The sequence below is a fragment of the Cellulomonas edaphi genome, from assembly GCF_030362815.1.
In the GTDB taxonomy this organism is placed as follows: domain Bacteria; phylum Actinomycetota; class Actinomycetes; order Actinomycetales; family Cellulomonadaceae; genus Cellulomonas; species Cellulomonas edaphi.
On sequence record NZ_JAUCGR010000004.1, the window covers coordinates 136764 to 162650 of the forward strand.

A 25887-nucleotide genomic window follows, 5' to 3' on the forward strand; every position below is an offset into this window, starting at 1 on the left:
CGTGCTGGACGAGCTGGTCGAGCTCTCGGCTGCGCCCTCGCGCCGCCGGGCCGTGCACGCGGAGTACGCGACGCCGCGCCGGGCGGTCGCGCACTGGGTGCTGCTCGTGGCGGTGCTGGGCGTGCTGACGCTCGCGCTGGGGCTCCAGACGATCTCGTCGAGCGTCGGCGAGCCCGGCACCGTCGAGCCGGAGGCGGCTGTTCCCGTGCCGGCGCCGTCGGGCGGGGGCGCGGTCATCGTGCGCGACGGCGACCACCTGGCCGGTGTGGCCCTGCCCGAGCGCACGGTCGCGCTGACGTTCGACGACGGCCCCGACCCCGTGTGGACCGCGAAGGTCCTGGAGGTGCTGGCGCGGGAGCACGTGCCGGCCACCTTCTTCGTCGTCGGCTCCCGCGCCGTCGAGGACCCCGCGCTCATCCGGAAGATCGTGGCGGGCGGGCACGAGGTGGGCGACCACACCTGGTCGCACGCCGACCTCGCGACCGTGCCGTCGTGGCGGGCGAACCTCGAGCTCTCGCTGGGCCAGCTGGGACTCGCCGGGTCGGCGGGCGTGAGCACCTCGCTGCTGCGGCCGCCCTACTCCTCGTCGCCGCGGGCGCTCGACGCGGCCCAGCTGCGCGCCGTGGAGCGCGCCACGGACGCCGGGTACCTGGTGGTGCTGACCGACCGGGACTCGGAGGACTGGCGCCGCCCGGGGGTCGAGCAGATCGTCGCGAACGGCGGCCCGACCGGCACCGACGGCGAGGTGGTCCTGCTGCACGACGGCGGGGGCGACCGCGCCGAGACCGTCGCGGCGCTGCCCGGGCTCATCGAGAAGTACCGTGCGGCGGGCTACCGGTTCACCACCGTGTCCGACGGGCTCGGGCTCGCGGGTGGCGCCAACCGCCCGGCTGAGACGCTCCCGAGCCTGCAGGGTCGCGTGCTGGGGGTCGCCGTGCACGCGTCGTCGTGGCTCGTCGTCGTGATGGCCTGGTCGATGCTGATCTTCGGTGCGCTGACGATGATCCGGACGGTGATGGTCGTCGCGCTGGCGCGCCGGCACGTGCGGGTCTCGGCGCGCCGCGTCGCCGGGCCCGAATCGCTGCCTCCCGTCTCCGTGCTGGTCCCCGCCTACAACGAGTCGGTGGGCATCGAGCGCTCGGTGCGCTCCCTGGTGGCGAGCAACTACCCGGACCTCGAGGTGATCGTCATCGACGACGGCTCCACCGACGGCACGGGCGACGTCGTCGAGTCGCTCGGGCTCGCGGGCGTCCGGCTGGTGCGGCAGGCGAACGCGGGCAAGGCCGCCGCGCTGCGCGCGGGCACCGCCGCGGCGTCGCACGACGTCCTCGTGATGCTCGACGGCGACACGGTGTTCGAGCCCGACACCATCCGCCTGCTCGTCCAGGCGCTGCGGGACCCCGCGGTCGGCGCCGTGAGCGGCAACACCAAGGTGGGCAACCGCGCGGGACTGCTGGGGCGCTGGCAGCACCTGGAGTACGTCTCCGGCTTCAACCTGGACCGGCGTCTGCAGGACCTGCTGGGCTGCATCACGACCGTGCCCGGCGCCGCGGGTGCCTTCCGGCGGCAGGCGGTCGAGGAGGCGGGCGGGCTCAGCTCGGAGACCCTCGCCGAGGACACCGACCTCACCATGGCGATCCTGCGCGCCGGGTACACCGTGGTGCACGAGGAGCGCGCCCGCGCCTGGACCGAGGCCCCCGGCAGCGTCAACGACCTGTGGCGCCAGCGTTATCGGTGGAGCTACGGCACGATGCAGAGCATGTGGAAGCACCGCCGCGCGGTGCTCGACTCCACGACCTCAGGGCGCCGGCTGGGCTGGATCGGCATCCCGTACCTCGTCTTCTTCCAGGTGCTCATGCCGCTGGTCGCGCCCGCCATCGACCTGTTCGCGCTCTACGGCCTGCTCACGGGCAACGCCGGGCCGGTGCTCGCGGTGTGGCTAGGTTTCGCCGTGCTCCAGATGGCGGTGACCGCCTACGGGCTGCACCTGGACGGCGAGACCCTGCGGCCGATGTGGAGCCAGCCGCTCCAGCAGGTGTTCTACCGCCAGCTCATCTACCTGGTGGTCATCCAGTCGATCGCCAGTGCCGTCGCGGGCGTGCGGCTGCCGTGGCACAAGCTGCACCGCTCGGGCGAGGTCGTGGTGCGCGCCTGACGCGTGGGTCAGTGCTCGCCCTTGATCACGAAGTACGACCCGCGGATGGTCCCCGCGAGCTTCGACTTCTGCCGCGCGAACTTGAAGGCGGACAGCTCGTCGGGCACGTCCATGCCGTCGGACAGCTTGAACCCGACGGCGCGCTTCCCGCCGTCCTCGAGCGTGTAGAGCACGTTGACCGACAGGCCGGACTCGTAGAAGACGTACGCCCAGCGCACGCCGTCCACCTCGAACTCGGTGGCCTCGAGCGCGGGGGAGGCGATCACCAGGTCGCGCTCGGAGGCGAGGACGCCGTGCACCCAGTCGACGGTCTCCCGTGCGGCGGCCGCGGGCAAGGTCGTGAAGACGTGGTCGTACTTGTTCTTGAAGTAGCGCGCCTCGTTGGCCCGCAGGCCGGCGAGCGCGTCGGCCACGGGTGAGGACTCCAGCCCGACCGTGGACACCTCGGTGAAGTCGACGACGTACGACACGTGAACCCCCCAGATCGCGAAGCGGACACCGACGAAACTAGACCCTGCGGGCCAGCTCCGTGGCTGCTCCGCGCATGAGGCGGAGAAAGGTGGCGGGGTCCGCACCCTGCGCGAACGTCACGGCGAGCCCGGCGACGGGGTGCCCGGTCCGGTCGCGCATGGCCACGGCGACGGATGCGAAGCCGGGAGTCACGTCGCCGTGCTCCGACGCCCAGCCGTCGCGCCGCACCGCGGTGAGGATGGTCCGCAGCTCGGACAGCCGCCGGGGCCCGACGCCCGTCCGGTCGACGAACGCCTCGCGCGAGGGGAACAGCGCGCGGACCTGCGCGGACGGGAGGTCGGCGAGGATCGCGCGCCCGCTCGCCGTGAGGTGGGCGGGCAGGCGGACGCCGACGTCGGTGACCAGGACGGGTCGTCCGACGGCGCGCTCCTCGACCACGTAGAGCACGTCGCGGCCGTGCAGCACCGCGAGGTGGGCGCTCTCGCCCACCTGGTCGACGAGCCGCGCGAGCACCGGCCGGGCCGCGCGGGCCAGCGGCGCCTGGCGTGAGTAGGCGGAGCCGAGCTCGAACGCGGCGAGGCCCAGCCCGTAGCGGCGCTCCTCGGGCAGATGGACCACGAACCCGTGCTCCGCCAGGACGGTCAGCAGGTGGTAGGTCGTCGAGCGGGGGAGCTCCAGCGCGGCGGCCAGCGAGGCCGCGGGCAGCGGGCCGGTGCGGGACAGGTGGCGGAGCAGGCGCAGGGTCGCATCGGCGGCCGGCACGGAACTCACGATGCCCTCCGGTGAGTGTCTGAGATCCCAGACAGTATCGCTCGACGCGGTCTTCGCGCGGGTGCTCCACCGGCGGTGTCATGAACCATGCAGACCACCACAGTCGTCGTGGGCACCGGCCCGGTCGCCGTCGACGAGATCGTCGCCGTGGCGCGGCACGGCGCAAGAGTGCAGCTGTCCGACGAGGCGCGAGCGGCCATGGAGCAGGGCCGCGACGTCGTCGACCGGCTGGCCGCCGACACCCAGCCGCACTACGGCATCTCCACCGGCTTCGGCGCCCTGGCCACCGTGTCGATCCCGGCCGAGCGGCGGCGCGACCTGCAGCGCAGCCTCGTCCGGTCGCACGCGGCGAGCACCGGGCCCGAGGTCGAGCGCGAGGTGGTCCGGGCCCTCATGCTGCTGCGGCTGTCGACGCTCGCGACCGGCCGCACCGGCGTCCGCGCGGAGGTGGCCGCCGCGTACGCCGCGATGATCGACGCGGGCGTGACGCCGATCGTGCGCGAGTACGGATCGCTGGGCTGCTCGGGCGATCTCGCCCCGCTGGCCCACTGCGCGCTCGCGCTGATGGGCGAGGGCGAGGTGCGGGACGCGGCCGGAGCGCGCATGACGCCGGGCCAGGCCGGGCTGACGCCCGTGACCCTGACCGAGAAGGAGGGGCTCGCCCTCATCAACGGGACCGACGGCATGCTCGGCATGCTCACGCTCGCGCTGCACGACCTCGACCTGCTCCTGACCACCGCCGACGTGGCCGCCGCGATGTCCGTCGAGTCGCTGCTCGGCACCGATGCGGTGTTCGCCGACGACCTCCAGGTGCTGCGGCCGCACCCCGGGCAGGCCGCCTCGGCCGCCACCATCCGGGCCGTCCTCGAGGGGTCGGGGATCATGGCGAGCCACAAGACGCCGGACTGCACGCGCGTGCAGGACGCCTACTCGCTGCGGTGCGCCCCGCAGGTGCACGGCGCGGCGCGCGACACGCTCGCGCACGCCCGGGTGGTCGCCGAGCGCGAGCTCGCGGCCGCCATCGACAACCCCGTCATCACGCCCGACGGACGCGTCGAGTCCAACGGCAACTTCCACGGCGCACCGGTCGCCTACGTGCTCGACTTCCTCGCGATCGCCGTGGCCGACGTCGCGAGCATGTCCGAGCGCCGCACGGACCGCTTCCTCGACGTCGCGCGCAACCACGGGCTGCCGCCGTTCCTCGCGCACGACCCGGGCGTCGACTCCGGGCTGATGATCGCGCAGTACACGGCCGCGGGACTCGTCTCGGAGCTCAAGCGGCTGGCGGTGCCGGCGAGCGTCGACTCGATCCCGTCGTCGGCGATGCAGGAGGACCACGTCTCGATGGGGTGGCACGCGGCCCGCAAGCTCCGCCGTTCGATCGACGCGCTGGCCCGCGTGCTCGGCATCGAGGTCCTCACGGCGGCGCGCGCGATCGACCTGCGGGCGCCGCTGCAGCCGTCCCCGGCGACGGGCGCTGTCCGCGACCTGCTCCGCGCGCGCGGCATCCCCGGTCCCGGGCCGGACACCTACCTCTCGCCCGATCTCGAGACCGCCGCCGACGCCGTCCGCGAGGGCGCGGTCGCCGACGCCGCACTGACAGGAGCCTCGTTGTGAATGGTCCCCGCCCCGTCCGCGCGCCGCGCGGCACCACCCTGACCGCGCGCAGCTGGCAGACCGAGGCCCCGCTGCGCATGCTCATGAACAACCTCGACGCCGAGGTGGCCGAGCGCCCGGACGACCTCGTCGTGTACGGCGGAACCGGTCGGGCGGCGCGGTCGTGGGACGCGTACGACGCGATCGTCCGCACGCTGAGCACGCTCGGCGAGGACGAGACGCTCCTGGTGCAGTCGGGCAAGCCCGTCGGCGTGCTCACCACGCACGAATGGGCTCCGCGCGTGCTCATCGCCAACTCGAACCTCGTGGGCGACTGGGCGACCTGGCCCGAGTTTCGGCGGCTCGAGCAGCTGGGGCTGACCATGTACGGGCAGATGACCGCCGGGTCGTGGATCTACATCGGCACGCAGGGGATCCTGCAGGGCACGTACGAGACACTGGCCGCCGTCGCGGCGAGCCGGTTCGGCGGGACGCTGGCCGGCACGCTGACGGTGACCGGCGGGTGCGGCGGCATGGGCGGCGCGCAGCCGCTCGCGGTGACGCTCAACGGCGGCGCCTGCCTCATCGTGGACGTCGACGGCGAGCGGCTGCACCGGCGCGTGCGCGAGCGCTACCTCGACCAGGTGGCCGGCAGCCTCGACGAGGCGATCACCCTGGTCACCGCGGCGAAGCAGGCCCGGGAGGCGCTGTCCGTGGGCGTCGTCGGCAACAGCGCCGAGGTGCTGCCCGAGCTGCTGCGCCGGGGCGTCGAGGTGGACGTGGTGACCGACCAGACCTCCGCGCACGACCCGCTGTCCTACCTGCCCGTCGGTGTCGACGTGGCTGACTGGGCGGACTACGCGGCGGCCAAGCCCGAGGAGTTCACCGACCGCGCGCGCGAGTCGATGGCGCGGCACGTGGAGGCGATGGTCGGCTTCCAGGACGCGGGTGCGGAGGTGTTCGACTACGGCAACTCGATCCGCGACGAGGCCCGCCAGGGCGGCTACGAGCGGGCGTTCGACTTCCCGGGATTCGTCCCCGCGTACATCCGGCCGCTGTTCGCCGAGGGCAAGGGCCCGTTCCGCTGGGCGGCCCTGTCGGGCGACCCGCGGGACATCGCCGTCACCGACGAGGCCGTGCTCGACCTGTTCCCCGAGAACGCGCACCTCCGCCGCTGGATCCGCGCGGCCCAGGATCGGGTCGCGTTCCAGGGGCTGCCCGCGCGCATCTGCTGGCTCGGGCACGGCGAGCGGGACCGCGCCGGGCTGCGGTTCAACGAGCTGGTCGCCTCGGGGGAGGTCAGTGCGCCGCTCGTCATCGGGCGCGACCACCTCGACGCGGGTTCGGTGGCGTCGCCCTACCGCGAGACCGAGGGCATGGCCGACGGGTCCGACGCGATCGCCGACTGGCCGCTGCTCAACGCGCTGGTCGCCGCCTCGTCCGGCGCCACGTGGGTGTCGATCCACCACGGCGGCGGCGTCGGGATGGGCCGCTCGATCCATGCGGGGCAGGTGTCCGTGGCCGACGGCACCGACCTGGCCGCGCGCAAGCTCGCGCGCGTGCTGTCGAACGACCCCGCCATGGGCGTCCTGCGGCACGTCGACGCGGGGTACGCGCGCGCCGACGAGGTTGCGGCGGACCACGGGCTGCGCGTGCCCATGCGGGAGGGCTCGTGAGCTTCGCGAGCACCTGGGCCGACCTGGCTCCCGTGGGCCGGGCCGACGACGGTGGGTACCGCAGGTTCGCGTGGACCGCGGAGGACCACACCCTGCGCGAGTGGTTTGCGGGGGAGGCGTCGTCGCGGGGCCTGGACCTGATGACCGACCGCGCGGGCAACCAGTGGGCGTGGTGGGGCGATCCCGACGCGACGCCGGGGGTCGTGACCGGCAGCCACCTGGACTCGGTGCCGGGCGGCGGCGCGTTCGACGGGCCGCTGGGGGTGGTCAGCGCCTTCGCCGCGCTCGACCAGCTGCGGGAGCGCGGGGTCACCCCGCGGCGCCCGCTGGGCATCGCGAACTTCGTCGACGAGGAAGGCGCCCGCTTCGGTGTCGCGTGCGCCGGCTCTCGGCTGATCACGGGGGTGCTCGACGCCGACCGCGCACTCGGACTACGCGACGCCGACGGGGTCACGATGGCCGACGCGTGGCGCGCGGCGGGCCGGGACCCGGGGACGCTCGGGCCGGACGACGAGGCGCTGCGGCGGGTCGCGGCGTTCGTCGAGCTGCATGTCGAGCAGGGCCGCGGCCTGGTGCACGGCGACGATCCCGTGGGTGTGGGGCGGATGATCTGGCCGCACGGACGCTGGCGGGTCGAGCTGCGCGGCGAGGCGAACCACGCGGGCACCACGCCCCTGGCTGACCGGCGCGACCCGATGCTCGACCTCGCGGCGTTCGTCGGGCACGCGCGCGAGGCCGCGCAGCAGCACGGCGCGCTCGCGACCGTGGGCAAGGTGCGCGTGGACCCCAACGGCGTCAACGCCATCCCGTCGCAGGTCACCGCGTGGCTCGACGTTCGCGCCGAGTCCGCCGACGCGGTCGACGCCGTGCTCGCCGCGCTCGCGGACTACGCGCCCGCGCAGGAGTCCTGGACCCCGGCCACGGTGCTCGACGCCGACCTCGCCGACACGGTCGCCGGCGCCGTCTCCGGCGTGCTCGGCGGCTCGCCGCGGCTGAGCACGGGCGCGGGCCACGACGCCGGCATCCTCGCCGCGGCGGGCATCCCCACGGCGATGCTGTTCGTGCGCAACCCGACCGGTGTCTCGCACGCCCCCACCGAGGACGCCGACGAGGCCGACTGCCTGGCCGGCATCGACGCGCTCGCGGCAGCCCTGGAACGGCTGCTGGCGTGAGCGCGTACTGGGCGGCGCGCGCGTGGCTCCCGGAGGGCCTCGCCGACGACGTGCGGTTCGTCGTCGACCAGGGGCGGTTCGCGACGGTCACCGCGGGCACCCCGGCCGAGCCCGGCGACCACCGGCTTCCCGGCGTGGTGCTGCCCGGCTTCGCCAACGCCCACTCGCACGCCTTCCACCGCGCGCTGCGCGGCCGCACGCACGGCGGTGGCGGCAGCTTCTGGACCTGGCGCGAGCAGATGTACGCGCTCGCGGACACCCTCACGCCCGACGCGTACCTCGACCTGGCGCGCGCGACCTACGCCGAGATGGTGCTCGCGGGGGTCACGGCGGTGGGGGAGTTCCACTACCTGCACCACGCGCCCGGGGGCGCGCGCTACGACGACCCGAACGTCATGGCCGAGGCCCTGCGGCAGGCGGCCCGCGACGCCGGCCTGCGCGTCACGCTGCTGGACACCGCGTACCTCGCCGGTGGCATCGGCACTCCTCTGCAGGGCGCGCAGCTGCGGTTCGGGGACGCCGACGCCGACGCGTGGGCCGCCCGCGTGGCCGCCATCCGCCCCGACGACACCCTCACCGTGGGGGCCGCGATCCACTCCGTGCGCGCCGTTCCGCTCGACGACCTTGCGCGCATCGCCGCCGCGGCCGCGGGCCGGCCGCTGCACGTCCACCTGTCCGAGCAGCGCCTGGAGAACGAGCAGGCCCTGGCCGCCTTCGGAGCCACGCCCACGCGGCTGCTGGCCGACGCGGGCGCGCTCGGCCCGGCGACGACCGCCGTCCACGCGGTGCACCTCGATCCCGACGACGTGGCGGCGCTCGGCTCCACCCGCACCGGGGTGTGCCTGTGCCCCTCCACCGAGCAGGACCTGGGCGACGGGATGGCCCCGGGGGCTGCGATGCGCGCCGCGGGCGCACGCCTGTCGGTGGGCAGCGACCAGCACGTGCGCACCGACCTGCTCGCCGAGGCGCGGTCGGTCGAGCTGCACGAGCGCCTCGCGGGGGAGACACGCGGCGTCCTGACGCCGGCCGAGCTCGTCGAGCTGCTGACGCGCGGCGGGCGCGCGAGCCTGGGCGACCCCACGGGCGGTCGCCTCGCGCCCGGGGGACCCGCGGACCTCGTCGCGGTCCGCACCGACACGCCCCGCACCGCGGGCGCCGACCCCGCGCAGCTCGTCATGGTCGCGGGCTCCGCCGACGTGGACACCGTCGTGGTGGACGGGGTGCTGCGGGTCGAGGGCGGCCGCCACGTACTGGGCGACGTGGGGGCCATGCTGGGCAGGGCGATCGACGCCGCGTGGGAGGGGACCCGATGACGTCGCACCTGGTCACGGGGATCGGCGAGCTGGTCACGCACGACGAGCGCTGGGGCGGCCCGCTGCAGGACGCGGCGCTGGTCGCGGAGGACGGCCGCGTGGTCTGGGTCGGGCGCGCGGCCGACGCCCCGCCCGCCGACCGCGCCACCGACCTGGGTGGCGCGGCGGTGGTCCCGGGCTTCGTCGACTCCCACACGCACCTCGTGTTCGCCGGCGACCGCAGCGCCGAGTTCGAGGCGCGGATGGCCGGCACCCCGTACACCGGCGGCGGCATCGCAACGACGGTCGCGGCCACCCGGGCGGCCTCGGACGACGAGCTCCGGGCGCGCCTGCGGGCCCTCGCCGACGAGGCGCGCGCGCAGGGCACGACCACCCTCGAGATCAAGAGCGGCTACGGCCTGGACGTCGAGCACGAGCGCCGGCTGCTGAGGCTTGCGCGCGAGGTCACCGACGAGACGACGTTCCTCGGGGCGCACGTCGTGCCGCCGGGTATCGACCGCGGGGACTACCTCGCACTGGTCACGGGGCCGATGCTCGCCGCGTGCGCCCCGCACGCGCGCTGGGCCGACGTCTTCTGCGAGCCCGGCTCGCCCGTGGCCTTCGACGGCGACGAGGCGCGTGCCGTGCTGGGCGCCGCCCGCGACGCGGGCCTGGGCCTGCGGGTGCACGGCAACCAGCTGGGCCCGGGACCCGGGGTCCGGCTGGCGGTCGAGCTGGGGGCGGCCAGCGTCGACCACTGCACGTTCCTCGGGGACACCGACGTCGCGGCGCTCGCCGAGGGCGACACCGTCGCGACCCTGCTGCCCGGGGTCGAGTTCTCGACCCGGTCCCCGTACCCCGATGCGCGCAGGCTCCTGGACGCGGGCGTGGAGGTCGCGCTGGCGAGCGACTGCAACCCGGGGACGTGCTTCTCGACGTCGATGCCGCTGATGATCGCCCTCGCGGTGCGGGAGATGGGGATGACATCCGCCGAGGCGGTGCGCGCGGCCACCCTCGGCGGCGCCCGGGCTCTGCGGCGCGACGACCTCGGCCACCTGCGCGTGGGCGCGCGCGCCCACCTGGCGGTGCTCGACGCCCCGAGCCACCGGCACCTGGCCTACCGGCCGGGCGTCCCGATCGCGCGCGGAATGGTGCTCTAGCCGGCCCGGTGCTCGAGCCCGGATTCCTGCTCCAGCGGCAGGGCGGCATCGAGCTCGTCGAGCGGCCACAAACGGAGCGAGGGCACCGCGCACCGGTCGACGAGTCCGCGGTACTCGTCGTCCTCGGGCTCGACCCCCTCGGTCACGCAGAAGTACTCCCGCAGGAACGCCGCCACCGTCGGCCCGGGAACGGACTCCGGCGCGGCGTCGCCCTCGGGCGGGATGACGACGAGCAGCAGGTGCCGCACCCGGTCGCCGCCCGGCGCGAGGCGGGGCTGCACGTACGGCAGGGGCAGCACCCGGCAGCCCAGCCTCGCCCAGAAGCGCACGCGCGCGGCCGGGTCGCTCGTGGCGGTCGTCGGCCACCGACGCGGGTCCTCGATCTCGCCGACGACGAGCGCACCCTGCGCGCCCGCGACGCTGAGGTGCACCAGCCGCGCACCCAGGCCGTGGCCGCGCGTGCTCGGGTCGACCACGAGGTAGCTGAGGAGCCGGACGCGCGCGTCGTTGTACCGCTCGTCGACCACGCCGCCCACCACCCGGCCGTCGTCGAGCGCGAGAGTGCCACCCGTCCCGTCGCCCAGCGAGCGCGCGAGCTCCTCGAAGGACTCGAGCTCGTCGGCGGGGAACGTGCGCGCCAGCAACGCGTCGTGGAACTCCCACACCTGGCGCGCCGTGGCGGCGCCGAGCGGGACGAGCTCGAGGTCGGCCTCGGGGGCCATCGGCACCGCCGCGGTCGGGGAGGCGGCGGGGCGGAGCTGGCCCGACCTCTCCGCCGCCATGAGGTTGTCCAGCGCGGGGTACCAGTCCTGCACGCTGCGCTCGCCGTACATGCGCGTCAGCGAGGGCGACGCGTCGAGCATGTCCAGGACGAAGCACCCCCACGAGCGCCGGTCCTCGGGCGAGAACGTGCCGCGGATGTCCCAGATGCACTCGTAGCAGTCGAGCATGAACTCGGCGACGGCCGCGATCTGGTTCGAGTCGTCCGCCTGGTCGTCGACGTCCACGCCGTCGTAGAAGTAGGGGCGCAGCTGCGGGTTGGAGATGAAGATCCGGTCGATGTCGAGCACCAGGTCGGTCGCGCTGCGGTAGGTGGTGATGCGCGCGGTGCGCCGCCCCGCGCGCCACGAGAGCACGAGCGACACGGCGGACGCCACGAGGGCCAGGGCGGCGATGTACTGCGACGGGCCCAGGTCGAGGTCACCCATCCGATCGCCTCCGCGAGTGGCCCCGGCCACGGTGCCCGGGGGCTGCAGCCAGTGTGTTGCGCGGGAATGGAGCACCGCAAGGGAGGAGGCGCCGACCGTCCGGCGTAGCGGGGGGCGACGACGCGCGAACCGGACTCTTGACACGAATCGGACAGCGGGCCATATCGTGGGGGTACTGCAATAACGCAGGGATACTTACTAATCCAGCGTCAGGGAGAACCCCCATGCTCCGTCCCCGCCGGTTGTCCATGCTGGCCGCGGTCGCCCTCGGCGCGACCGTGGCCCTCGTCGTCCCGCAGTCCGCGCAGGCCGCGCCGAAACCCGCACCCGACGGGCCCAGCAAGGTGGTGACCGCCTACTTCGCCGACTGGGACGTTTACGGTCGCGGCTACTACGTCAAGGACATCCCGGCGACGAAGCTGAACGTCATCCAGTACGCGTTCGGCGTGCCGGGCTACGACCCGGCGACGGGCAAGGCCAGCTGCGACGTGCTCGACCCCTGGGCCGACTACCAGCAGGTCTACTGGGGCGGCGAGAACACCGTGGACGGCGTCGCCGACGACCCGAGCAACCCCGACCAGCACCTGTTCGGCAACTTCAACCAGCTCCGCAAGCTCAAGGCCGCCAACCCGCACCTCAAGGTCGAGATCTCCCTCGGCGGCTGGACCAAGTCGACGTGGTTCTCCACGCTGGCCTCGACCCCGCAGCTGCGTCGGGACTTCGTGTCGTCGTGCATCGACACGTTCATCAAGGGCAACCTCCCCGCCGGCGGCTGGCCCGAGGGCGCGGGCGGCCCGGGCGCGGCGGCCGGCATCTTCGACGGCATCGACATCGACTGGGAGTACCCCACCCAGGTGGCCGACGGGAACGTGAACCCGGGGCCGGCCGACCGGCACAACGCGACGCTGCTCGCCGCCGAGTTCCGCCGCCAGCTCGACGCCTACGGCAAGACCACGGGGAAGCACTACCTGCTCACCGCGGCCCTCCCGGCGGCGACGAGCGCGACGAAGTACTTCGAGCTCAAGCAGATCTCCAAGTACTTCGACTGGGACAACGTGATGACGTACGACTTCAACGTCGCGAGCGGTCCCGTGGCGGCGCACAACACGCTCTTCACGCCTGACCCGCGCGATCCGAACCACCAGAACCCGACCTGGAACACGGCCGGGACCGTGGCGTACTACCTGCTGCACGGCGTGCCCGCGAACAAGATCGTGGTGGGCGTCCCGTTCTACGCGCAGCAGTACCTGCGCACCTCGACGAAGAACAACGGCCTGTACTCGGCGTTCGACAACACCGGCACGGACTCGAACTCGCTGGTCGTCGACGTCGCTCCGCAGCCCACGTACCACGCCCTGGTGGACGAGGGCGGGTACGTGAACTCGGCGGGCACCGTGGGCGGAGCGGGCTACACGGCCTTCTGGAACCCGCTCGCGGGTGAGCCCTACCTCTTCAACCCGGCCGCGGAGCACCCCAACCTGACCACCGGCGCCGCGACCGTGCCGACCGTGATCGCCTACTCCAGCCCGCGGTCGATCGGCGAGCGGACCACGCTGATCAAGGCCCTGAACCTGCGCGGCGCGATGGCGTGGGAGATCAGCCAGGACTCGAACGACCACGCGCTGATCAGCGCGCTGTCGCCGCTGCTGAAGTAGCTCACGGAACGGGTGGGGCCGAACCGACCGGGTCGGCCCCACCCAGCTCCATCTCCCGGACGTCGGGCGCCACCCGCAGCGGCACCAGGGTGGTGGCCGCCTGCACGTCGGCGACCGAGATACCGGGGGCGCACTCGCGCAGCACCAGGCCGTCGGGCGTCACGTCGAGCACCGCGAGGTCGGTGATGACCCGGTCGACGACGCCGACCCCGGTCAGCGGCAGCGTGCACTGCGGCAGGATCTTCGCCGACCCGTCGCGGGCCACGTGCTCCATGAGCACCACGATGCGCCGTGCGCCGTGGACCAGGTCCATCGCGCCGCCCATGCCCTTGACCATCTTGCCGGGGATCATCCAGTTGGCGATGTCCCCGCCCGACGACACCTGCATCGCCCCGAGGATCGCGACGTCCACCTTGCCCCCGCGGATCATCGCGAACGACAGCGCCGAGTCGAAGAACGAGGCGCCGGGGGCGACCGTGATGGTCTCCTTGCCCGCGTTGATCAGGTCGGGGTCGACGTCCGCCGACGACGGGTACGGGCCTGTGCCGAGCACGCCGTTCTCCGACTGCAGCACCAGCTCGACGCCCGCCGGGACGTAGTTGGGCACGAGCGTGGGCAGGCCGATGCCGAGGTTCACGTACGAGCCGTCGACCAGCTCGAGCGCCGCCCTGCGCGCCATGTGCTCCCGCGTCAGGCTCACGAGACCGTCCTCCGCTCGATCCGCTTGTCCGCCGCCTCGTCGGGCGACAGCGCCACGACCCGGTCGACGAAGATGCCCGGCAGGTGGATCGCGTCCGGGTCGAGGGAGCCGACGGGCGCGAGCGTCTCGACCTCGGCGATGGTCACCGCTCCGGCCGCGGCGCACAGCGGGTTGAAGTTGCGGGCCGACGCGTGGAACACCAGGTTGCCCAGGCGGTCGCCCGCGGTGGCCCGCACCAGCGCGTAGTCCGCCGTGATCGCCGTCTCCCGGACGAACTCGTGCTCGACGCCGCGCACCGCGAACGTCTCCACCGGCTTGGGCGGCGAGGAGACGAGCACGGAGCCGTCGTCGGCGTACCGCCACGGCAGTCCGCCCGAGGCGACCAGCGTCCCCACGCCCGTGCGCGTGTAGAACGCGGCGATGCCACTGCCCCCGGCGCGGAGGCGCTCGGCGAGCGTGCCCTGCGGCGTCAGCTCGACCTCGAGCTCGCCGGCCAGGTACTGCCGCGCGAACTCCTTGTTCTCGCCCACGTAGGAGGCGATGATGCGCCGGATGCGCCCGGCCTGCAGCAGCAGCCCGAGCCCCCAGTCGTCCACGCCGCAGTTGTTGCTCACCACCTCCAGGTCCGTGACGCCGGACTCGAGCAGAGCGTGGATCAGCACGCTCGGGATACCGCACAAGCCGAACCCACCGACCGCGAGGGTCGCCCCGTCGGGGATGTCGGCTACCGCCTCGACGGCGGACTGGACGACCTTGTCCATCACTGCCTCCTTCGACGAGGTCATTGTGCTCCGCCGTGTCGAGGCTCGCGCCGAGACAGGTGCGGGGCTACGTTGGCGGGACATCAGGCAATGGGGCCTAGCTTCACAAGAGCGACGGCTCCGCCACCAGACGGAGCGAAACATGTTGCGTTCAGATGTGTCACCCGGGCGTGCCCGGTCGAGCAAGACCCCGTCCAGCAAGACCCCGTCCAGCCCGCCCCCGCGGGCCGACGACCCCGTGCAGCTCGTGACGCCCGACGGCGTGCGCCGCGAGGAGCCCGCGTACGACGCGGTGGTCGCGGACGTCGACGACGAGCGGCTCACGGCCCTCTACGAGGACATGGTGGTGGTCCGCCGGTTCGACACCGAGGCGGTCGCCCTGCAACGGCAGGGGCAGCTCGGGCTGTGGCCACCCCTGCTGGGCCAGGAGGCCGCGCAGGTGGGGTCGGCCCGCGCGCTGCGCGCCGACGACTTCGTGTTCACCAGCTACCGGGAGAACGCCGTCGCGTACTGCCGGGGCGCGCGGCCCGTGGACCTGGTGCGGGTGTGGCGCGGCACGGCGCTGACCGGCTGGGACCCGCGCAGCATCGGGATGGCGACGCCCCAGGTGATGGTGGGCGCGCAGTCGCTGCACGCGACCGGTTACGCCGTGGGGTGCGCCAAGGCCGGCACCGACTCGGTCGCCATCGCCTACTTCGGCGACGGCGCCACCAGCAAGGGCGACGTGCACGAGGCGATGGTCTTCGCGGCGAGCCTCGCGGCGCCCGTCATCTTCTTCTGCCAGAACAACCAGTGGGCGATCTCCGAGCCGGTCGGCCTGCAGGCGCAGCGGCCCGTCGCCGACCGGGCGCCCGGCATGGGCATCCCCAGCATGCGGGTCGACGGCAACGACGTCCTCGCCGTCATGGCGGCCACCCGCATCGCGCTCGACCGCGCCCGGCGCGGCGACGGCCCGACGTTCATCGAGGCGGTGACGTACCGCATGGGCCCGCACACGACCTCCGACGACCCGACCCGGTACGTCGACCCGCCCGACGCGGCGCGGTGGGCGGCCAAGGACCCGATCGCCCGCGTCGAGCGGCTGCTGCGCGCGCGTGGCGCGTGGTCCGACGAGCGCGCGCGGGAGATCACGGCGACGGCCGACGCGTTCGCCGCCGAGATGCGCGAGGGCTGCTACGGCCTGCCGGACCCCGATCCGATGAGCCTGTTCGACCACGTGTTCGTGGAGTCGTCCCCGACGCTCGAGCGCCAGCGCAGCGAGCACGCCGCGTACCTCGCGATGTTCACCGGCGGTGAGCGGTGATGACCACCATGACGATGGTCGGCGCGCTGAACTCCGGCCTGCGGCGCGCGCTCGACGACGACGACACCGTGGTGCTGCTGGGCGAGGACATCGGCCGCCTGGGCGGCGTCTTCCGCGTGACGGACGGCCTGCAGCGCGACTTCGGCCCCGACCGGGTCATGGACGCCCCGCTCGCCGAGGCCGGGATGATGGGCCTCGCGGTCGGGCTCGCGTACCGGGGGTTCCGGCCGGTCGTGGAGATCCAGTTCGACGGCTTCGTGTACCCCGCGCTCGACCAGCTGGTGACGCAGGTGGCCCGCGTGCACTACCGCACGGGCGGCGCCGTCCGGATGCCCGTGACGGTGCGCGTGCCGTTCGGCGGCGGCATCGGCGCGGTCGAGCACCACTCGGAGTCGCCCGAGGCCTACTTCGCCCACACGCCCGGGCTGCGCGTGGTGACGTGCGCGAACCCGCAGGACGCGCACACGATGATCCGCCAGGCGATCGCCTGCGACGACCCCGTGGTGCTGCTCGAACCCAAGCGCCGGTACTGGGTCAAGGGCGAGGTCGACGAGGATCTGGGGGATCCGCTTCCCCTGGGCCGGGCCCGCGTCGTGGTGCCCGGGTCCGACGTCACGCTGGCGGCCTACGGGCCGCTCGTCGTGACCGCCCGGGACGCCGCGCTCGCAGCGCAGGACGAGGGGCTCTCCATCGAGGTCGTGGATCTGCGTTCGCTGTCACCCGTGGACCTCGACACGCTCGAGGCGTCGGTGCGCAAGACCGGCCGGCTCGTGGTCACGCACGAGGCGCAGCGCAGCGGCGGGCTGGGCGCGGAGATCGCCGCGAGCATCGTCGAGCGGTGCTTCGACGTCCTCAAGGCGGCGCCCCTGCGCGTGACGGGCTTCGACGTCCCGTATCCCGCCGCCAAGGTCGAGGACCACTTCCTGCCCGACCTGGACCGGCTCCTGGACGCGGTCGACCAGGTGATGGGCAGAGCCAGCTCCCTGACCGGATGGAGGGCGTCATGATCCAGACGATCACGCTCCCGGACCTGGGGGAGGGGCTGACCGAGTCCGACCTGGTCGAGTGGACGGTGGCCGTGGGCGACACGGTCGCGCTCAACCAGGTGGTGGCCGAGGTGGAGACCGCGAAGGCGCTGGTCCAGCTGCCGTCGCCGTTCGCCGGCGTGGTGGCCGAGCTGCTGGTCGAGGCCGGGTCGACGGTGCCCGTCGGGGCGCCGCTGCTGACCATCCTGGTCGACGCGCCGGTCGCCGCGGAGACCGCGATGGCCGAGCCGGGCGCGACCGACGCGGAGCACGCGGAGCCCCTGACGAGCGAGGAGCCGAGCGCGGCCCCCGAGCGGACCGCGGTGCTCGTGGGCTACGGCCCGCTGGTCGAGGCGTCCGCGCGACCGAGGCGGCGTGCGCGGTCAGCGGCCTGGTCGGCGGCCCACGCCGAGCCTGAGGCCGTCCACGTCGCGCTCGCGGGCCGCCCGACCGGGCCGCGCGTGCTGCCCCCGGTACGCAAGCTGGCGCACGACCTCGGCGTCGACCTCAACCGCGTGGCGGGCACGGGCAAGGACGGCCTGATCACCCGGGAGGACGTCCTACACGTGGTCTCGGGCGACAGGACCGGCGACCGGACCGGCGCCAGGACCGCCGTGGCGCCCGACCGCACGGCGCCGGTCGTCCCGCGGGCGGCGAGTGGCACCCCGCGCCCGCAACCCGCCGAGCGCCCGGCGCCCGAGGCGGCCCGCGAGCGCAGGATCCCCGTGGCGGGCGTGCGCCGGCAGACGGCCGCGGCCATGGTGGCGAGCGCCTTCACGGCTCCGCACGCCTCGACGTCGCTCACGGTCGACGTCACACCGAGCCTGGAGCTGCTCGACCAGCTGCGCGCCGACCGCGCGTTCGCCGGGCACCGGCTGACCATCCTCACGCTCGTCGCCAAGGCCATGACGCTCGCCCTGGGCCGCAACCCGTCGCTCAACGCGCGTTGGGACGAGCGCGCGGGGGAGATCGTCGAGCTCGGCTACGTCCACCTCGGCATCGCCGCCGCCACGCCGCGCGGGCTGCTGGTGCCGAGCATCAAGGACGCCGACTGCCTGCGCCTGGCCGAGCTGGCCGACGCGATCGACGCCCTGGCCGATGCGGCCCGTGCGGGCAGGACGACGCCGGCCGACCTGGCCGGCGGGACGATCACCGTCACCAACATCGGCGTCTTCGGCGTCGACACGGGCACGCCCATCCTGGTGCCGGGTCAGGCGGCGATCCTGGCGATGGGTGCGGTTCGACGCCGGCCCTGGGAGTTCCAGGACGAGATCGCCCTGCGGCAGATCATGACGCTCAGCCTGTCGTTCGACCATCGCGTCGTCGACGGCGCGGAGGCGGCCCGCTTCCTGGCGGACGTCGGCGGCATCCTCGCCCGGCCGGGGTCGGTGCTGACGATGGTGTGACCGAAGGGCCGCCCGCGGTGGCGAGCCAGCGCTACGGCCGGCCCAGCGCCGCGAGCGCCATCTCCTCGAGCAGCACCCGGGTGCGGGCCACGGTCACCGAGCGCGCGCTGTGCGGCGTGGAGTTCAGCAGCCCGAAGGTGGCCTGCGCGCGCAGGCGCAGCTCAGGGCGCTCCGTCGTCGGGCTCAGCCGGTGCAGCACGTCCACCCACACGTCGACGTAGCGCCGCTGCAGGTCCCGGACCGCGGCGCGGTCCGGGACGGCGAGGGCCGCCAGGTCACGGTCCTGCACGCGGATGACGTCGGGCTCGCGCAGCGCAAAGTCGACGTGGAACTGCACGAGCGAGCGGAGCGCCGCGGTCGCGTCGGAGCCGGCCGCGTCGACGACCTCGCGGCCGCCCGTGAGCAGGCCCTCGCTCACGCCAACCAGGAGCGCGGCGAGCACGGCCTGCTTGCTCGCGAAGTGCCGGTAGACCGCCGGGCCGCTCACGCCGACCGAGGACCCGAGGTCCTCGATCGACACGCCGTCGAACCCGCGGCGGGCAAACAGTCGGGCGGCCGACGACAGCAGCGCGGCGCGGCGCTCGGCCTTGGCCCGGACCCGGAGGGTCGGTTCGATCTCCTGCGGCTGGGCCATCGGGCTCCTTCGTGGACAACGCGCTGCGAGAACTGTAACCTCATTTGAGTTAGTCACCACTAACTGAGTTGCCTTCTCCCAGCACCCCGTGGAGACCGCGTCGATGGAGATGCTCACCAGCACGGTTAGCCCCGGCGTGGATGCGTTCCGCGCGAACGACGACGCGCAGCGCGCGCTCGTGACACAGCTCAGGGACCGGCTCCGCACGGCCGCCCAGGGCGGTCCCGAGCGGTCGCGCGAGCGTCACGTCGCCCGGGGCAAGCTGCTGCCCCGCGAGCGGATCGACGTGCTCCTGGACGACGGCAGCCCGTTCCTGGAGATCGCGCCCCTGGCGGCGTTCGACCTCTACGACGGTGAGGCGCCCGGTGCCGGGGTGATCGCGGGCATCGGCCTGGTGCACGGCAGGCACGTCATGGTGCTGTCCAACGACGCGACCGTGAAGGGCGGCACGTACTACCCGCTGACGGTGAAGAAGCACCTGCGCGCGCAGGAGATCGCGCTCGAGAACAGGCTCCCGTGCCTGTACCTCGTCGACTCGGGCGGCGCCTTCCTGCCCAAGCAGGACGAGGTGTTCCCGGACCGCGACCACTTCGGGCGCATCTTCTTCAACCAGGCGCGGATGTCGGCCGAGGGGATCCCGCAGATCGCGTGCGTGATGGGATCGTGCACCGCCGGCGGCGCCTACGTGCCGGCCATGAGCGACGAGACCGTCATCGTGCGCGGCCAGGGCACCATCTTCCTCGGCGGCCCACCGCTGGTGCGGGCGGCCACGGGCGAGGTCGTGACCGCCGAGGAGCTGGGCGGTGGCGAGCTGCACTCCCGCACGTCCGGCGTGACCGACCACCTGGCCGAGAACGACGCGCACGCCCTGGCGATCGTGCGCGACATCGTCGCGACCCTCCCGCCGCCCCCCGCACCGGCGTGGCCGGTGGGGGAGAGCCGACCACCCGCCGCCGACGAGGCCCAGCTGTACGGCGTGGTCCCCACCGACCTGCAGACCGCGTACGACGTGCGCGAGGTCATCGCACGCCTCGTGGACGGCAGCGAGCTGCACGAGTTCAAGCGCGAGTACGGGACGACGCTGGTCACCGGGTTCGCGCGCCTGCACGGCCACCCGGTCGGCATCGTCGCGAACAACGGCGTGCTTTTCTCCGAGTCCGCGCTCAAGGGCGCGCACTTCGTCGAGCTCTGCGACCAGCGCGGCATCCCGCTGGTGTTCCTGCAGAACGTGAACGGCTTCATGGTCGGCCGCGACTACGAGGCGGGCGGCATCGCCAAGCACGGCGCCAAGATGGTCACCGCGGTGGCCACGACGCGCGTGCCCAAGCTGACCGTCGTGATCGGCGGCTCGTTCGGGGCCGGGAACTACTCCATGTGCGGGCGTGCCTACTCGCCGCGCTTCCTGTGGATGTGGCCCGCCAGCCGCATCTCCGTGATGGGCGGCCCGCAGGCGTCGTCGGTGCTGGCCACGGTCCGTCGCGAGCAGCTCGAGGGCCGCGGCGAGGTTTGGTCCGCGGACGACGAGGAGGCCTTCCGCGCGCCCGTCCGCGCGCAGTACGAGGCGCAGGGCAGCCCGTACTACGCGACCGCGCGCCTGTGGGACGACGGGATCATCGATCCGGCCGACACCCGGCGCGTGCTCGGCATGGCGCTCGACGTGTGCGCGCGGGTGCCGCTCGGCGAGTCCCGCCTCGGCCTGTTCCGGATGTGAGCGCCGTGTTCGACACCGTGCTCGTGGCGAACCGGGGCGAGATCGCCTGCCGGGTGGTCGCGACGCTGCATCGGCTCGGCGTGCGGGCGGTCGCCGTCTACACCGAGGCGGACCGCGGCGCGCTGCACGTCCGGCGCGCCGACGAGGCGCTGCTCGTCGAGAGCTACCTGTCGATCGACGAGGTGGTGCGCGCCGCGACGGCCTCCGGGGCGCAGGCCGTCCACCCGGGCTACGGCTTCCTCTCGGAGAACCCGGACCTCGCGCGGGCGTGCGACGCGGCGGGACTCGTGTTCGTGGGCCCTGGCGTCAAGGCGCTCGAGGTCATGGCGGACAAGGTCCGCGCCAAGGAGCACGTCGCCGCGGCGGGCGTGCAGGTGATCCCGGGCGTCGCGCTCACCGGCACCGGCGACGACGAGGCGGCCGCGCGGCTCGGCTACCCGCTGCTGGTCAAGCCGTCCGCGGGCGGCGGCGGCAAGGGGATGGTGGTCGTCGACGACCCCGCGGACCTCCCGGCGGCGCTCGCGGGTGCCCGACGTGTAGCCGCGGCGGCGTTCGGCGACGACACGCTGCTCCTCGAGCGCCTGGTCCGGTCGCCTCGCCACATCGAGGTCCAGCTGCTGGCCGACGGGTTCGAGCACGTGATCCACCTCGGGGAGCGCGAGTGCTCGCTGCAGCGGCGCCACCAGAAGGTGATCGAGGAGGCGCCCTCACCGCTGCTCGACGTGAAGACCCGCGTGCGGATCGGGGCGGCGGCGTGCGACGTCGCGCGCAGCGTCGGCTACGTCGGCGCGGGCACGGTCGAGTTCCTGGTCTCCGACGAGGCGCCCACGGAGTTCTTCTTCATGGAGATGAACACGCGCCTGCAGGTGGAGCACCCCGTCACCGAGCTCGTCACCGGGCTCGACCTCGTGGAGTGGCAGCTGCGGGTCGCGGCCGGGGAGCCGCTGGCCCTGCAGCAGGAGCAGGTGGTGCTGACCGGGCATGCCGTCGAGGCGCGCGTGTACGCCGAGGATCCGGCGCGCGACTTCCTGCCGTCGGCCGGCACCGTGCTGCTGCTCGAGGAGCCGACGGGCGAGGGCGTCCGGGTCGACAGCTCGCTGGTCGAGGGCCTGCACGTGGGGCCCGCCTACGACCCCATGCTCGCCAAGGTCGTCGCGTGGGCGCCCACCCGCGGCGAGGCGATCGCGCGGCTGGACGCTGCGCTGTCCCGCACGACGGTGCTCGGGCTGCGCACCAACGTCGATTTCCTGCGCGCCGTGCTGGCCGACGCCGACGTCCGCGCCGGACGGCTCGACACCGGCCTGCTGGGCCGGCTCATCCCCACGCTCGTGCCTCGGGCCCCCTCGGCCGCCGCGTCCGTGGCCGCGGTGCTGGCGCGGCGCGGCGACGCGCGCCGCGGCGCCGGGTCTGCGTGGCGCGGGGACGGCTGGCGCCTGGGCGACGCGTGCCCGGTCCGGTACGACGTCGGCGGCGTGCCGGTCTCCGTGATGGGTGGGCCGGCCACGGATGGGTCCGACGCCACGGTCACGGTGGGGGACGCGGGGCCGCTGTCCCTGCGTCCCCTGGCGCCCGGCTCGTTCGAGCTCGACGGTGTCGTGCACCGGCTTCCCGTGGTGACGGACGGCCCGGTCACGTGGGTCGGGGAGCAGGGGTCGGCCTTCGCCCTGCGCGTCCGCACGCGCCGGGAGTGGCTCGCGGAGCAGCTGCTGTCGCGCGCGCGGGGCGACGCTCCCGCGGATCCCCAGGTGCGCGCGCCGATGCCCGGCACCGTGGTCTCGATCGACGTGGCCAGCGGCGACGAGGTCGTCGCGGGGCAGGTTCTTCTGACCATCGAGGCGATGAAGATGGAGCACCGCATCACTGCGCCCTGCGACGGCGCCGTCACGCTCTCGGTCCGACCGGCCGAGCAGGTGGCCCTCGACCACGTGGTCGCCACCATCACGTCCACCCCCCACGAAGGGACCCGGCATGAGCCACGGACTGACCCCTGAGCAGCAGCGGCTGAGCGACGAGGTGCGCGACTTCGCGGACACGGTGGTCGCCCCGGCGGCCTACAAGTACGACACGCTGCGCGAGCTGCCCTACGAGATCATCGCCCAGATGGGCGAGATGGGGCTGTTCGGGCTGCCGTTCCCCAGGGAGTACGGCGGCCAGGGCCGGGACTACGTCGACCTGTGCCTCGCCGTCGAGCAGCTCGCGCGCGTCGACCAGTCCATCGCGGTCACGCTCGAGGCCGGCGTCGGGCTCGGGGCCATGCCCGTCTACCGCGACGGCACCGAGGCGCAGAAGCAGGAGTGGTTGCCCATGCTGACCGCGGGCACGGCGCTCGCGGGCTTCGGGCTCACGGAAGCCGACGCCGGCTCGGACGCCGCGGGCACGCGCACCACGGCGGTGCTCGACGACGGGCAGTGGGTGATCAACGGCAGCAAGCAGTTCATCACCAACTCCGGCTCCAAGATCACGCGCCTCGTGACCATCACCGCGGTGACGGGGGAGAGCGAGCGGCCCGACGGCTCGGTGCGCAAGGAGCTGTCCGCCATCCTGGTGCCCAGCGGCACGCCCGGCTTCACGGTCCTGCCGGCGTACGACAAGGTCGGGTGGCACACCTCGGACACCCACCCCCTGCGGTTCGAGGACGTGCGCGTGCCCGAGGCGAACCTGCTGGGCGAGCGCGGACGGGGCTTCGCCGCGTTCATCCGCACGCTCGACGAGGGCCGGGTCGCGTTCGCGGCGCTGGGCACCGGGGCCGCTCAGGGCTGCCTCGAGGAGGCCGTGCGGTACGCCAAGAGCCGCAACGTGTTCGGCCACCCCATCGGGGAGAACCAGCAGATCGCGTTCACCATCGCCCGCATGCAGGCGCGCGTGCACGCGGCCCGCCTCGCCTGGCTGGACGCCGCCCACCGGATCGTCGCTGGCCGACCCTTCAAGCTCGAGGCGAGCGTCGCCAAGCTCATCGCGAGCGAGGCCGCGATGGACAACGCACGCGACGCGACGCAGATCTTCGGGGGCTACGGCCTGATGAACGAGAACCCCGTGGCCCGGCACTACCGCGACTCCAAGGTCCTGGAGATCGGGGAGGGGACCAGCCAGATCCAGCTCATGGTCATCGCCCGGGAGCTGGGGTTCGTGGGGGCGGCCCGATGACGCGTGACGTCGAGCAGCGGGGGCTGTACTACGAGGAGCTCGAGCTCGACGTGCGGTACCTGCACCGGCCCGGCCGGACGCTGACCGAGGCGGACAACGTCCTGTTCAGCACCCTGACGATGAACGGGCAGGCGCTGCACCTCGACGCGGCGTGGTCGGCCGGCCAGCCGTTCGGGCAGCGACTGGTGAACTCGATGATGACCCTGGCGGTGCTCGTCGGTGCCTCCGTCGACCAGCTCACGCAGGGGACCATCGTGGCCAACCTCGGATTCACCGACGTCCGCTTCCCCCAGCCGCTGTTCCACGGCGACACGCTCTACTCCGAGACGGTGGTCACGCAGAAGCGGCTCTCGTCGTCCCGTCCCGGCCAGGGCGTCGTGACGCTCGAGCACACCGGCCGCAACCAGGACGACGTCGTGGTGGCGACCGCGACGCGCTCGGTGCTGTTCTGGTGCCGGGAGGCGGCGCCGTGACGGGCTTCGCGATGGGGCCGGCGCTGCTGTTCTGCCCGGCGGACCGCCCGGACCGGTTCGCGAAGGCGGCGGCCCGCGCCGACGCCGTGATCCTCGACCTCGAGGACGCGGTGACGGCGGAGGCCAAGCCGGAGGCCCGACGCAACCTTGCGCGCGCGGGCCTCGATCCCGCGCGGACCATCGTGCGGGTCAACCCCGCCGGCACCGACGACCTGCTCGAGGACCTGCACGCCCTCGTCGGCACGCCGTACCGCACGGTCATGCTCGCGAAGACCGCCGGGGCCGCCGACGTGCACGAGCTGGCGAGCTACGACGTCGTCGCGCTCGTCGAGACGGCCGTCGGAGTGGTCGAGGCCGCCGGGATCGCCGCGGTGCCCAACGTCGTGGGCCTCATGTGGGGGGCCGAGGACCTGGTCGCGTCCATGGGCGGGACCGCGAGCCGCGACGCCGCAGGTGCGTACCGCGCGGTGGCGGTCCAGGCGCGCTCGACGGTGCTTCTCGCGGCGCGCGCGGTCGGCAAGGTGGCCATCGACGCCGTGCACGTCGAGATCGACGACGTCGACGGTCTGGCCGCCGAGGCCACCGACGCGGCGGCCAGCGGGTTCGGTGCGACCGCATGCATCCACCCGTCGCAGGTGCCGGTGGTGCGCGCCGCCTACCGCCCCTCCGAGGCCGAGGTGGCCTGGGCGCGCGGGGTGCTCGCGGCCGCCGTGGGGCAGCACGGCGCCTTCCGGTGGGAAGGTCGGCTGGTGGACGGCCCGATCCTCAAGCACGCGGAGCACGTGCTGGCGCGTGCGAGCACGGGCTCCTGAGCCCGGCAGACGCGCGCGGCTACGGGCCGCCGCGCCAGTGCTCGATGCGCCGGTGGTCCGGCGTGAACCCGTGGTCGACGCCCCACAGCACGGCCTGGGTCCGGCTCTCGACGCCGATCTTGCGGTACACCGAGCGGATGTAGGACTTGACGGTGTTGGGGCTGAGGAAGGTGAGCATCGCGACGTCCGCGTTGCTCATGCCCTGCGTGATGAGCGCCAGGATCTCCGCCTCGCGGTCGCTCAGCCCCTCGGTGCGGCCGGGCCAGTCCAGGCCGTTGGCGGGCCGGACCCGGCCGCGCGGCTCGCTGAGCACGAACTCGCCCGCGTGCACCGCCTCGAGCGCCGCGACGAGCTCCCGCGCCGGCAACGACTTCGACAGGTAGCCGCGGACACCCTGCTCGCGAGCGGCGGCGATCAGGTCGGGGTGGAAGTTCCACGTGAACACGACCACCCGGCGCGCGCACGGGTTGCGCACCAGCACGGCGAGCTCCTGCTGGTCGGACTCGGGCTGCGCGAACGAGTCGTACAGCACGATGTCGACGACGTCGCGCACCGGCTCGTTGGTGTCCAGCTCTGCGACGACGACGCGGTCACGGTACTGGTCGAGGATCTTGGCCACGCCCATGACGACGAGGTCGTAGTCGTCGACGAGGGCGACCGTGAGGGGCGTGGCCATCCCGGCACGATAAACCCCCTTAGGGGTGTACTGCACCAGCCCTAGGGGTGGTTCGGTCGAGGGAACATTCCGACCATCGAGAGGCG

At 73.7% G+C, this 25887-nt stretch carries 22 protein-coding genes; 15 read left to right on the top strand and 7 right to left on the bottom strand.

The features are described from left to right. The first annotated feature begins 1 nt into the window (after nucleotide 1). Nucleotides 2-2155, top strand: coding sequence for a bifunctional polysaccharide deacetylase/glycosyltransferase family 2 protein (locus tag QRT05_RS14215; RefSeq protein WP_289447993.1), 2154 nt, complete (start codon nucleotides 2-4; stop codon nucleotides 2153-2155). Between the two features lie 8 nt (nucleotides 2156-2163). On the opposite strand, the gene QRT05_RS14220 is transcribed toward QRT05_RS14215, so the two are convergent. Then, nucleotides 2164-2625 (bottom strand): phage tail protein, encoded by a 462-nt coding sequence (locus tag QRT05_RS14220; RefSeq protein WP_289447994.1) that lies wholly within the window; start codon nucleotides 2623-2625, stop codon nucleotides 2164-2166. 37 nt (nucleotides 2626-2662) lie between these two features. Beyond that, nucleotides 2663-3397, bottom strand: a complete 735-nt coding sequence (locus tag QRT05_RS14225) for an IclR family transcriptional regulator (protein WP_289447995.1) — start codon at nucleotides 3395-3397, stop codon at nucleotides 2663-2665. A gap of 87 nt (nucleotides 3398-3484) precedes the next feature. Between QRT05_RS14225 and hutH the strand changes: the two genes are divergently transcribed. Genes hutH through hutI form a run of 5 tightly spaced genes read left to right on the top strand, consistent with a single transcriptional unit; the run spans nucleotide 3485 to nucleotide 10293 of the window. Beyond that, nucleotides 3485-5014, top strand: a complete 1530-nt coding sequence (gene hutH, locus QRT05_RS14230) for a histidine ammonia-lyase (protein WP_289447996.1) — start codon at nucleotides 3485-3487, stop codon at nucleotides 5012-5014. Continuing rightward, nucleotides 5011-6669, top strand: coding sequence for a urocanate hydratase (gene hutU, locus QRT05_RS14235; RefSeq protein ID WP_289447997.1), 1659 nt, complete (start codon nucleotides 5011-5013; stop codon nucleotides 6667-6669). Before hutH ends, hutU begins: the two co-directional genes overlap by 4 nt. Continuing rightward, nucleotides 6666-7841: an allantoate amidohydrolase gene (locus tag QRT05_RS14240; RefSeq protein WP_289447998.1), complete on the top strand. Its 1176-nt coding sequence runs from the start codon at nucleotides 6666-6668 to the stop codon at nucleotides 7839-7841. Before hutU ends, QRT05_RS14240 begins: the two co-directional genes overlap by 4 nt. Next, nucleotides 7838-9154, top strand: a complete 1317-nt coding sequence (locus QRT05_RS14245) for a formimidoylglutamate deiminase (protein ID WP_289447999.1) — start codon at nucleotides 7838-7840, stop codon at nucleotides 9152-9154. The genes QRT05_RS14240 and QRT05_RS14245 overlap by 4 nt, the downstream gene beginning before the upstream one ends. Continuing rightward, the gene (gene hutI, locus QRT05_RS14250; RefSeq protein WP_289448000.1) at nucleotides 9151-10293 is read left to right on the top strand and encodes an imidazolonepropionase; all 1143 of its coding nucleotides are present in this window, start codon (nucleotides 9151-9153) and stop codon (nucleotides 10291-10293) included. Before QRT05_RS14245 ends, hutI begins: the two co-directional genes overlap by 4 nt. On the opposite strand, the gene QRT05_RS14255 is transcribed toward hutI, so the two are convergent. Then, nucleotides 10290-11501, bottom strand: a complete 1212-nt coding sequence (locus QRT05_RS14255; protein WP_289448001.1) for a GNAT family N-acetyltransferase — start codon at nucleotides 11499-11501, stop codon at nucleotides 10290-10292. The genes hutI and QRT05_RS14255 overlap by 4 nt on opposite strands. Before the next feature lie 224 nt (nucleotides 11502-11725). Here QRT05_RS14255 and QRT05_RS14260 point away from each other — a divergent pair, with 224 nt between their 5' ends. Next, a complete protein-coding gene (locus tag QRT05_RS14260) occupies nucleotides 11726-13156 on the top strand; it encodes a glycoside hydrolase family 18 protein (protein ID WP_289448002.1) in 1431 nt (476 codons plus the stop codon). A 1-nt stretch (nucleotide 13157) separates the two neighbouring features. On the opposite strand, the gene QRT05_RS14265 is transcribed toward QRT05_RS14260, so the two are convergent. Next, a complete protein-coding gene (locus QRT05_RS14265; protein WP_289448003.1) occupies nucleotides 13158-13856 on the bottom strand; it encodes a CoA transferase subunit B in 699 nt (232 codons plus the stop codon). Beyond that, a complete protein-coding gene (locus QRT05_RS14270) occupies nucleotides 13853-14617 on the bottom strand; it encodes a CoA transferase subunit A (RefSeq protein WP_289448004.1) in 765 nt (254 codons plus the stop codon). The genes QRT05_RS14265 and QRT05_RS14270 overlap by 4 nt, the downstream gene beginning before the upstream one ends. A gap of 142 nt (nucleotides 14618-14759) precedes the next feature. On the opposite strand from QRT05_RS14270, the gene pdhA reads away from it, so the two are divergent. From pdhA to QRT05_RS14285, 3 genes are read left to right on the top strand one after another with little or no spacing between them, the layout of a single operon-like run. Further along, entirely contained in the window at nucleotides 14760-15920 is a 1161-nt protein-coding gene (gene pdhA, locus QRT05_RS14275) for a pyruvate dehydrogenase (acetyl-transferring) E1 component subunit alpha (RefSeq protein WP_289448005.1), read from the top strand. Continuing rightward, a complete protein-coding gene (locus QRT05_RS14280) occupies nucleotides 15920-16927 on the top strand; it encodes an alpha-ketoacid dehydrogenase subunit beta (RefSeq protein WP_289448007.1) in 1008 nt (335 codons plus the stop codon). Before pdhA ends, QRT05_RS14280 begins: the two co-directional genes overlap by 1 nt. Next, the gene (locus QRT05_RS14285; protein ID WP_289448008.1) at nucleotides 16924-18351 is read left to right on the top strand and encodes a dihydrolipoamide acetyltransferase family protein; all 1428 of its coding nucleotides are present in this window, start codon (nucleotides 16924-16926) and stop codon (nucleotides 18349-18351) included. The genes QRT05_RS14280 and QRT05_RS14285 overlap by 4 nt, the downstream gene beginning before the upstream one ends. A 31-nt stretch (nucleotides 18352-18382) precedes the next feature. Here the strand turns inward: QRT05_RS14285 and QRT05_RS14290 are convergent, their stop codons facing one another. After that, nucleotides 18383-18985: an SACE_7040 family transcriptional regulator gene (locus QRT05_RS14290; RefSeq protein ID WP_289448009.1), complete on the bottom strand. Its 603-nt coding sequence runs from the start codon at nucleotides 18983-18985 to the stop codon at nucleotides 18383-18385. A gap of 103 nt (nucleotides 18986-19088) precedes the next feature. Here QRT05_RS14290 and QRT05_RS14295 point away from each other — a divergent pair, with 103 nt between their 5' ends. Genes QRT05_RS14295 through QRT05_RS14315 form a run of 5 tightly spaced genes read left to right on the top strand, consistent with a single transcriptional unit; the run spans nucleotide 19089 to nucleotide 25125 of the window. Continuing rightward, entirely contained in the window at nucleotides 19089-20696 is a 1608-nt protein-coding gene (locus tag QRT05_RS14295) for a carboxyl transferase domain-containing protein (RefSeq protein ID WP_289448010.1), read from the top strand. A 5-nt stretch (nucleotides 20697-20701) separates the two neighbouring features. Next, nucleotides 20702-22687, top strand: a complete 1986-nt coding sequence (locus QRT05_RS14300) for an acetyl/propionyl/methylcrotonyl-CoA carboxylase subunit alpha (RefSeq protein ID WP_289448011.1) — start codon at nucleotides 20702-20704, stop codon at nucleotides 22685-22687. Beyond that, nucleotides 22665-23840 (top strand): acyl-CoA dehydrogenase family protein, encoded by a 1176-nt coding sequence (locus QRT05_RS14305; RefSeq protein ID WP_289448012.1) that lies wholly within the window; start codon nucleotides 22665-22667, stop codon nucleotides 23838-23840. The genes QRT05_RS14300 and QRT05_RS14305 overlap by 23 nt, the downstream gene beginning before the upstream one ends. Continuing rightward, nucleotides 23837-24313 (top strand): MaoC family dehydratase, encoded by a 477-nt coding sequence (locus tag QRT05_RS14310; protein ID WP_289448013.1) that lies wholly within the window; start codon nucleotides 23837-23839, stop codon nucleotides 24311-24313. The genes QRT05_RS14305 and QRT05_RS14310 overlap by 4 nt, the downstream gene beginning before the upstream one ends. Then, nucleotides 24310-25125, top strand: coding sequence for an HpcH/HpaI aldolase/citrate lyase family protein (locus QRT05_RS14315; RefSeq protein WP_289448014.1), 816 nt, complete (start codon nucleotides 24310-24312; stop codon nucleotides 25123-25125). Before QRT05_RS14310 ends, QRT05_RS14315 begins: the two co-directional genes overlap by 4 nt. A 19-nt stretch (nucleotides 25126-25144) precedes the next feature. Here QRT05_RS14315 and QRT05_RS14320 read toward each other — a convergent pair whose 3' ends face one another. Beyond that, nucleotides 25145-25801 carry a LuxR C-terminal-related transcriptional regulator gene (locus tag QRT05_RS14320; RefSeq protein WP_289448015.1) on the bottom strand — a complete coding sequence of 219 codons (657 nt, stop codon included), beginning with the start codon at nucleotides 25799-25801 and terminating at the stop codon, nucleotides 25145-25147. Nucleotides 25802-25887 lie beyond the last annotated feature (86 nt).

Excerpts from the sequence above, each read along its gene's own strand:
- QRT05_RS14270 (WP_289448004.1), bottom strand. The coding sequence starts at position 14,617 with ATGGACAAGGTCGTCCAGTCCGCCGTCGAGGCGGTAGCCGACATCCCC.
- pdhA (WP_289448005.1), top strand. The coding sequence starts at position 14,760 with ATGTTGCGTTCAGATGTGTCACCCGGGCGTGCCCGGTCGAGCAAGACC.
- hutH (WP_289447996.1), top strand. The coding sequence starts at position 3,485 with ATGCAGACCACCACAGTCGTCGTGGGCACCGGCCCGGTCGCCGTCGAC.
- QRT05_RS14260 (WP_289448002.1), top strand. The coding sequence starts at position 11,726 with ATGCTCCGTCCCCGCCGGTTGTCCATGCTGGCCGCGGTCGCCCTCGGC.
- hutI (WP_289448000.1), top strand. The coding sequence starts at position 9,151 with ATGACGTCGCACCTGGTCACGGGGATCGGCGAGCTGGTCACGCACGAC.
- QRT05_RS14295 (WP_289448010.1), top strand. The coding sequence starts at position 19,089 with ATGGAGATGCTCACCAGCACGGTTAGCCCCGGCGTGGATGCGTTCCGC.
- QRT05_RS14285 (WP_289448008.1), top strand. The coding sequence starts at position 16,924 with ATGATCCAGACGATCACGCTCCCGGACCTGGGGGAGGGGCTGACCGAG.
- QRT05_RS14255 (WP_289448001.1), bottom strand. The coding sequence starts at position 11,501 with ATGGGTGACCTCGACCTGGGCCCGTCGCAGTACATCGCCGCCCTGGCC.
- QRT05_RS14280 (WP_289448007.1), top strand. The coding sequence starts at position 15,920 with ATGACCACCATGACGATGGTCGGCGCGCTGAACTCCGGCCTGCGGCGC.
- QRT05_RS14290 (WP_289448009.1), bottom strand. The coding sequence starts at position 18,985 with ATGGCCCAGCCGCAGGAGATCGAACCGACCCTCCGGGTCCGGGCCAAG.
- QRT05_RS14305 (WP_289448012.1), top strand. The coding sequence starts at position 22,665 with ATGAGCCACGGACTGACCCCTGAGCAGCAGCGGCTGAGCGACGAGGTG.
- QRT05_RS14320 (WP_289448015.1), bottom strand. The coding sequence starts at position 25,801 with ATGGCCACGCCCCTCACGGTCGCCCTCGTCGACGACTACGACCTCGTC.
- QRT05_RS14310 (WP_289448013.1), top strand. The coding sequence starts at position 23,837 with ATGACGCGTGACGTCGAGCAGCGGGGGCTGTACTACGAGGAGCTCGAG.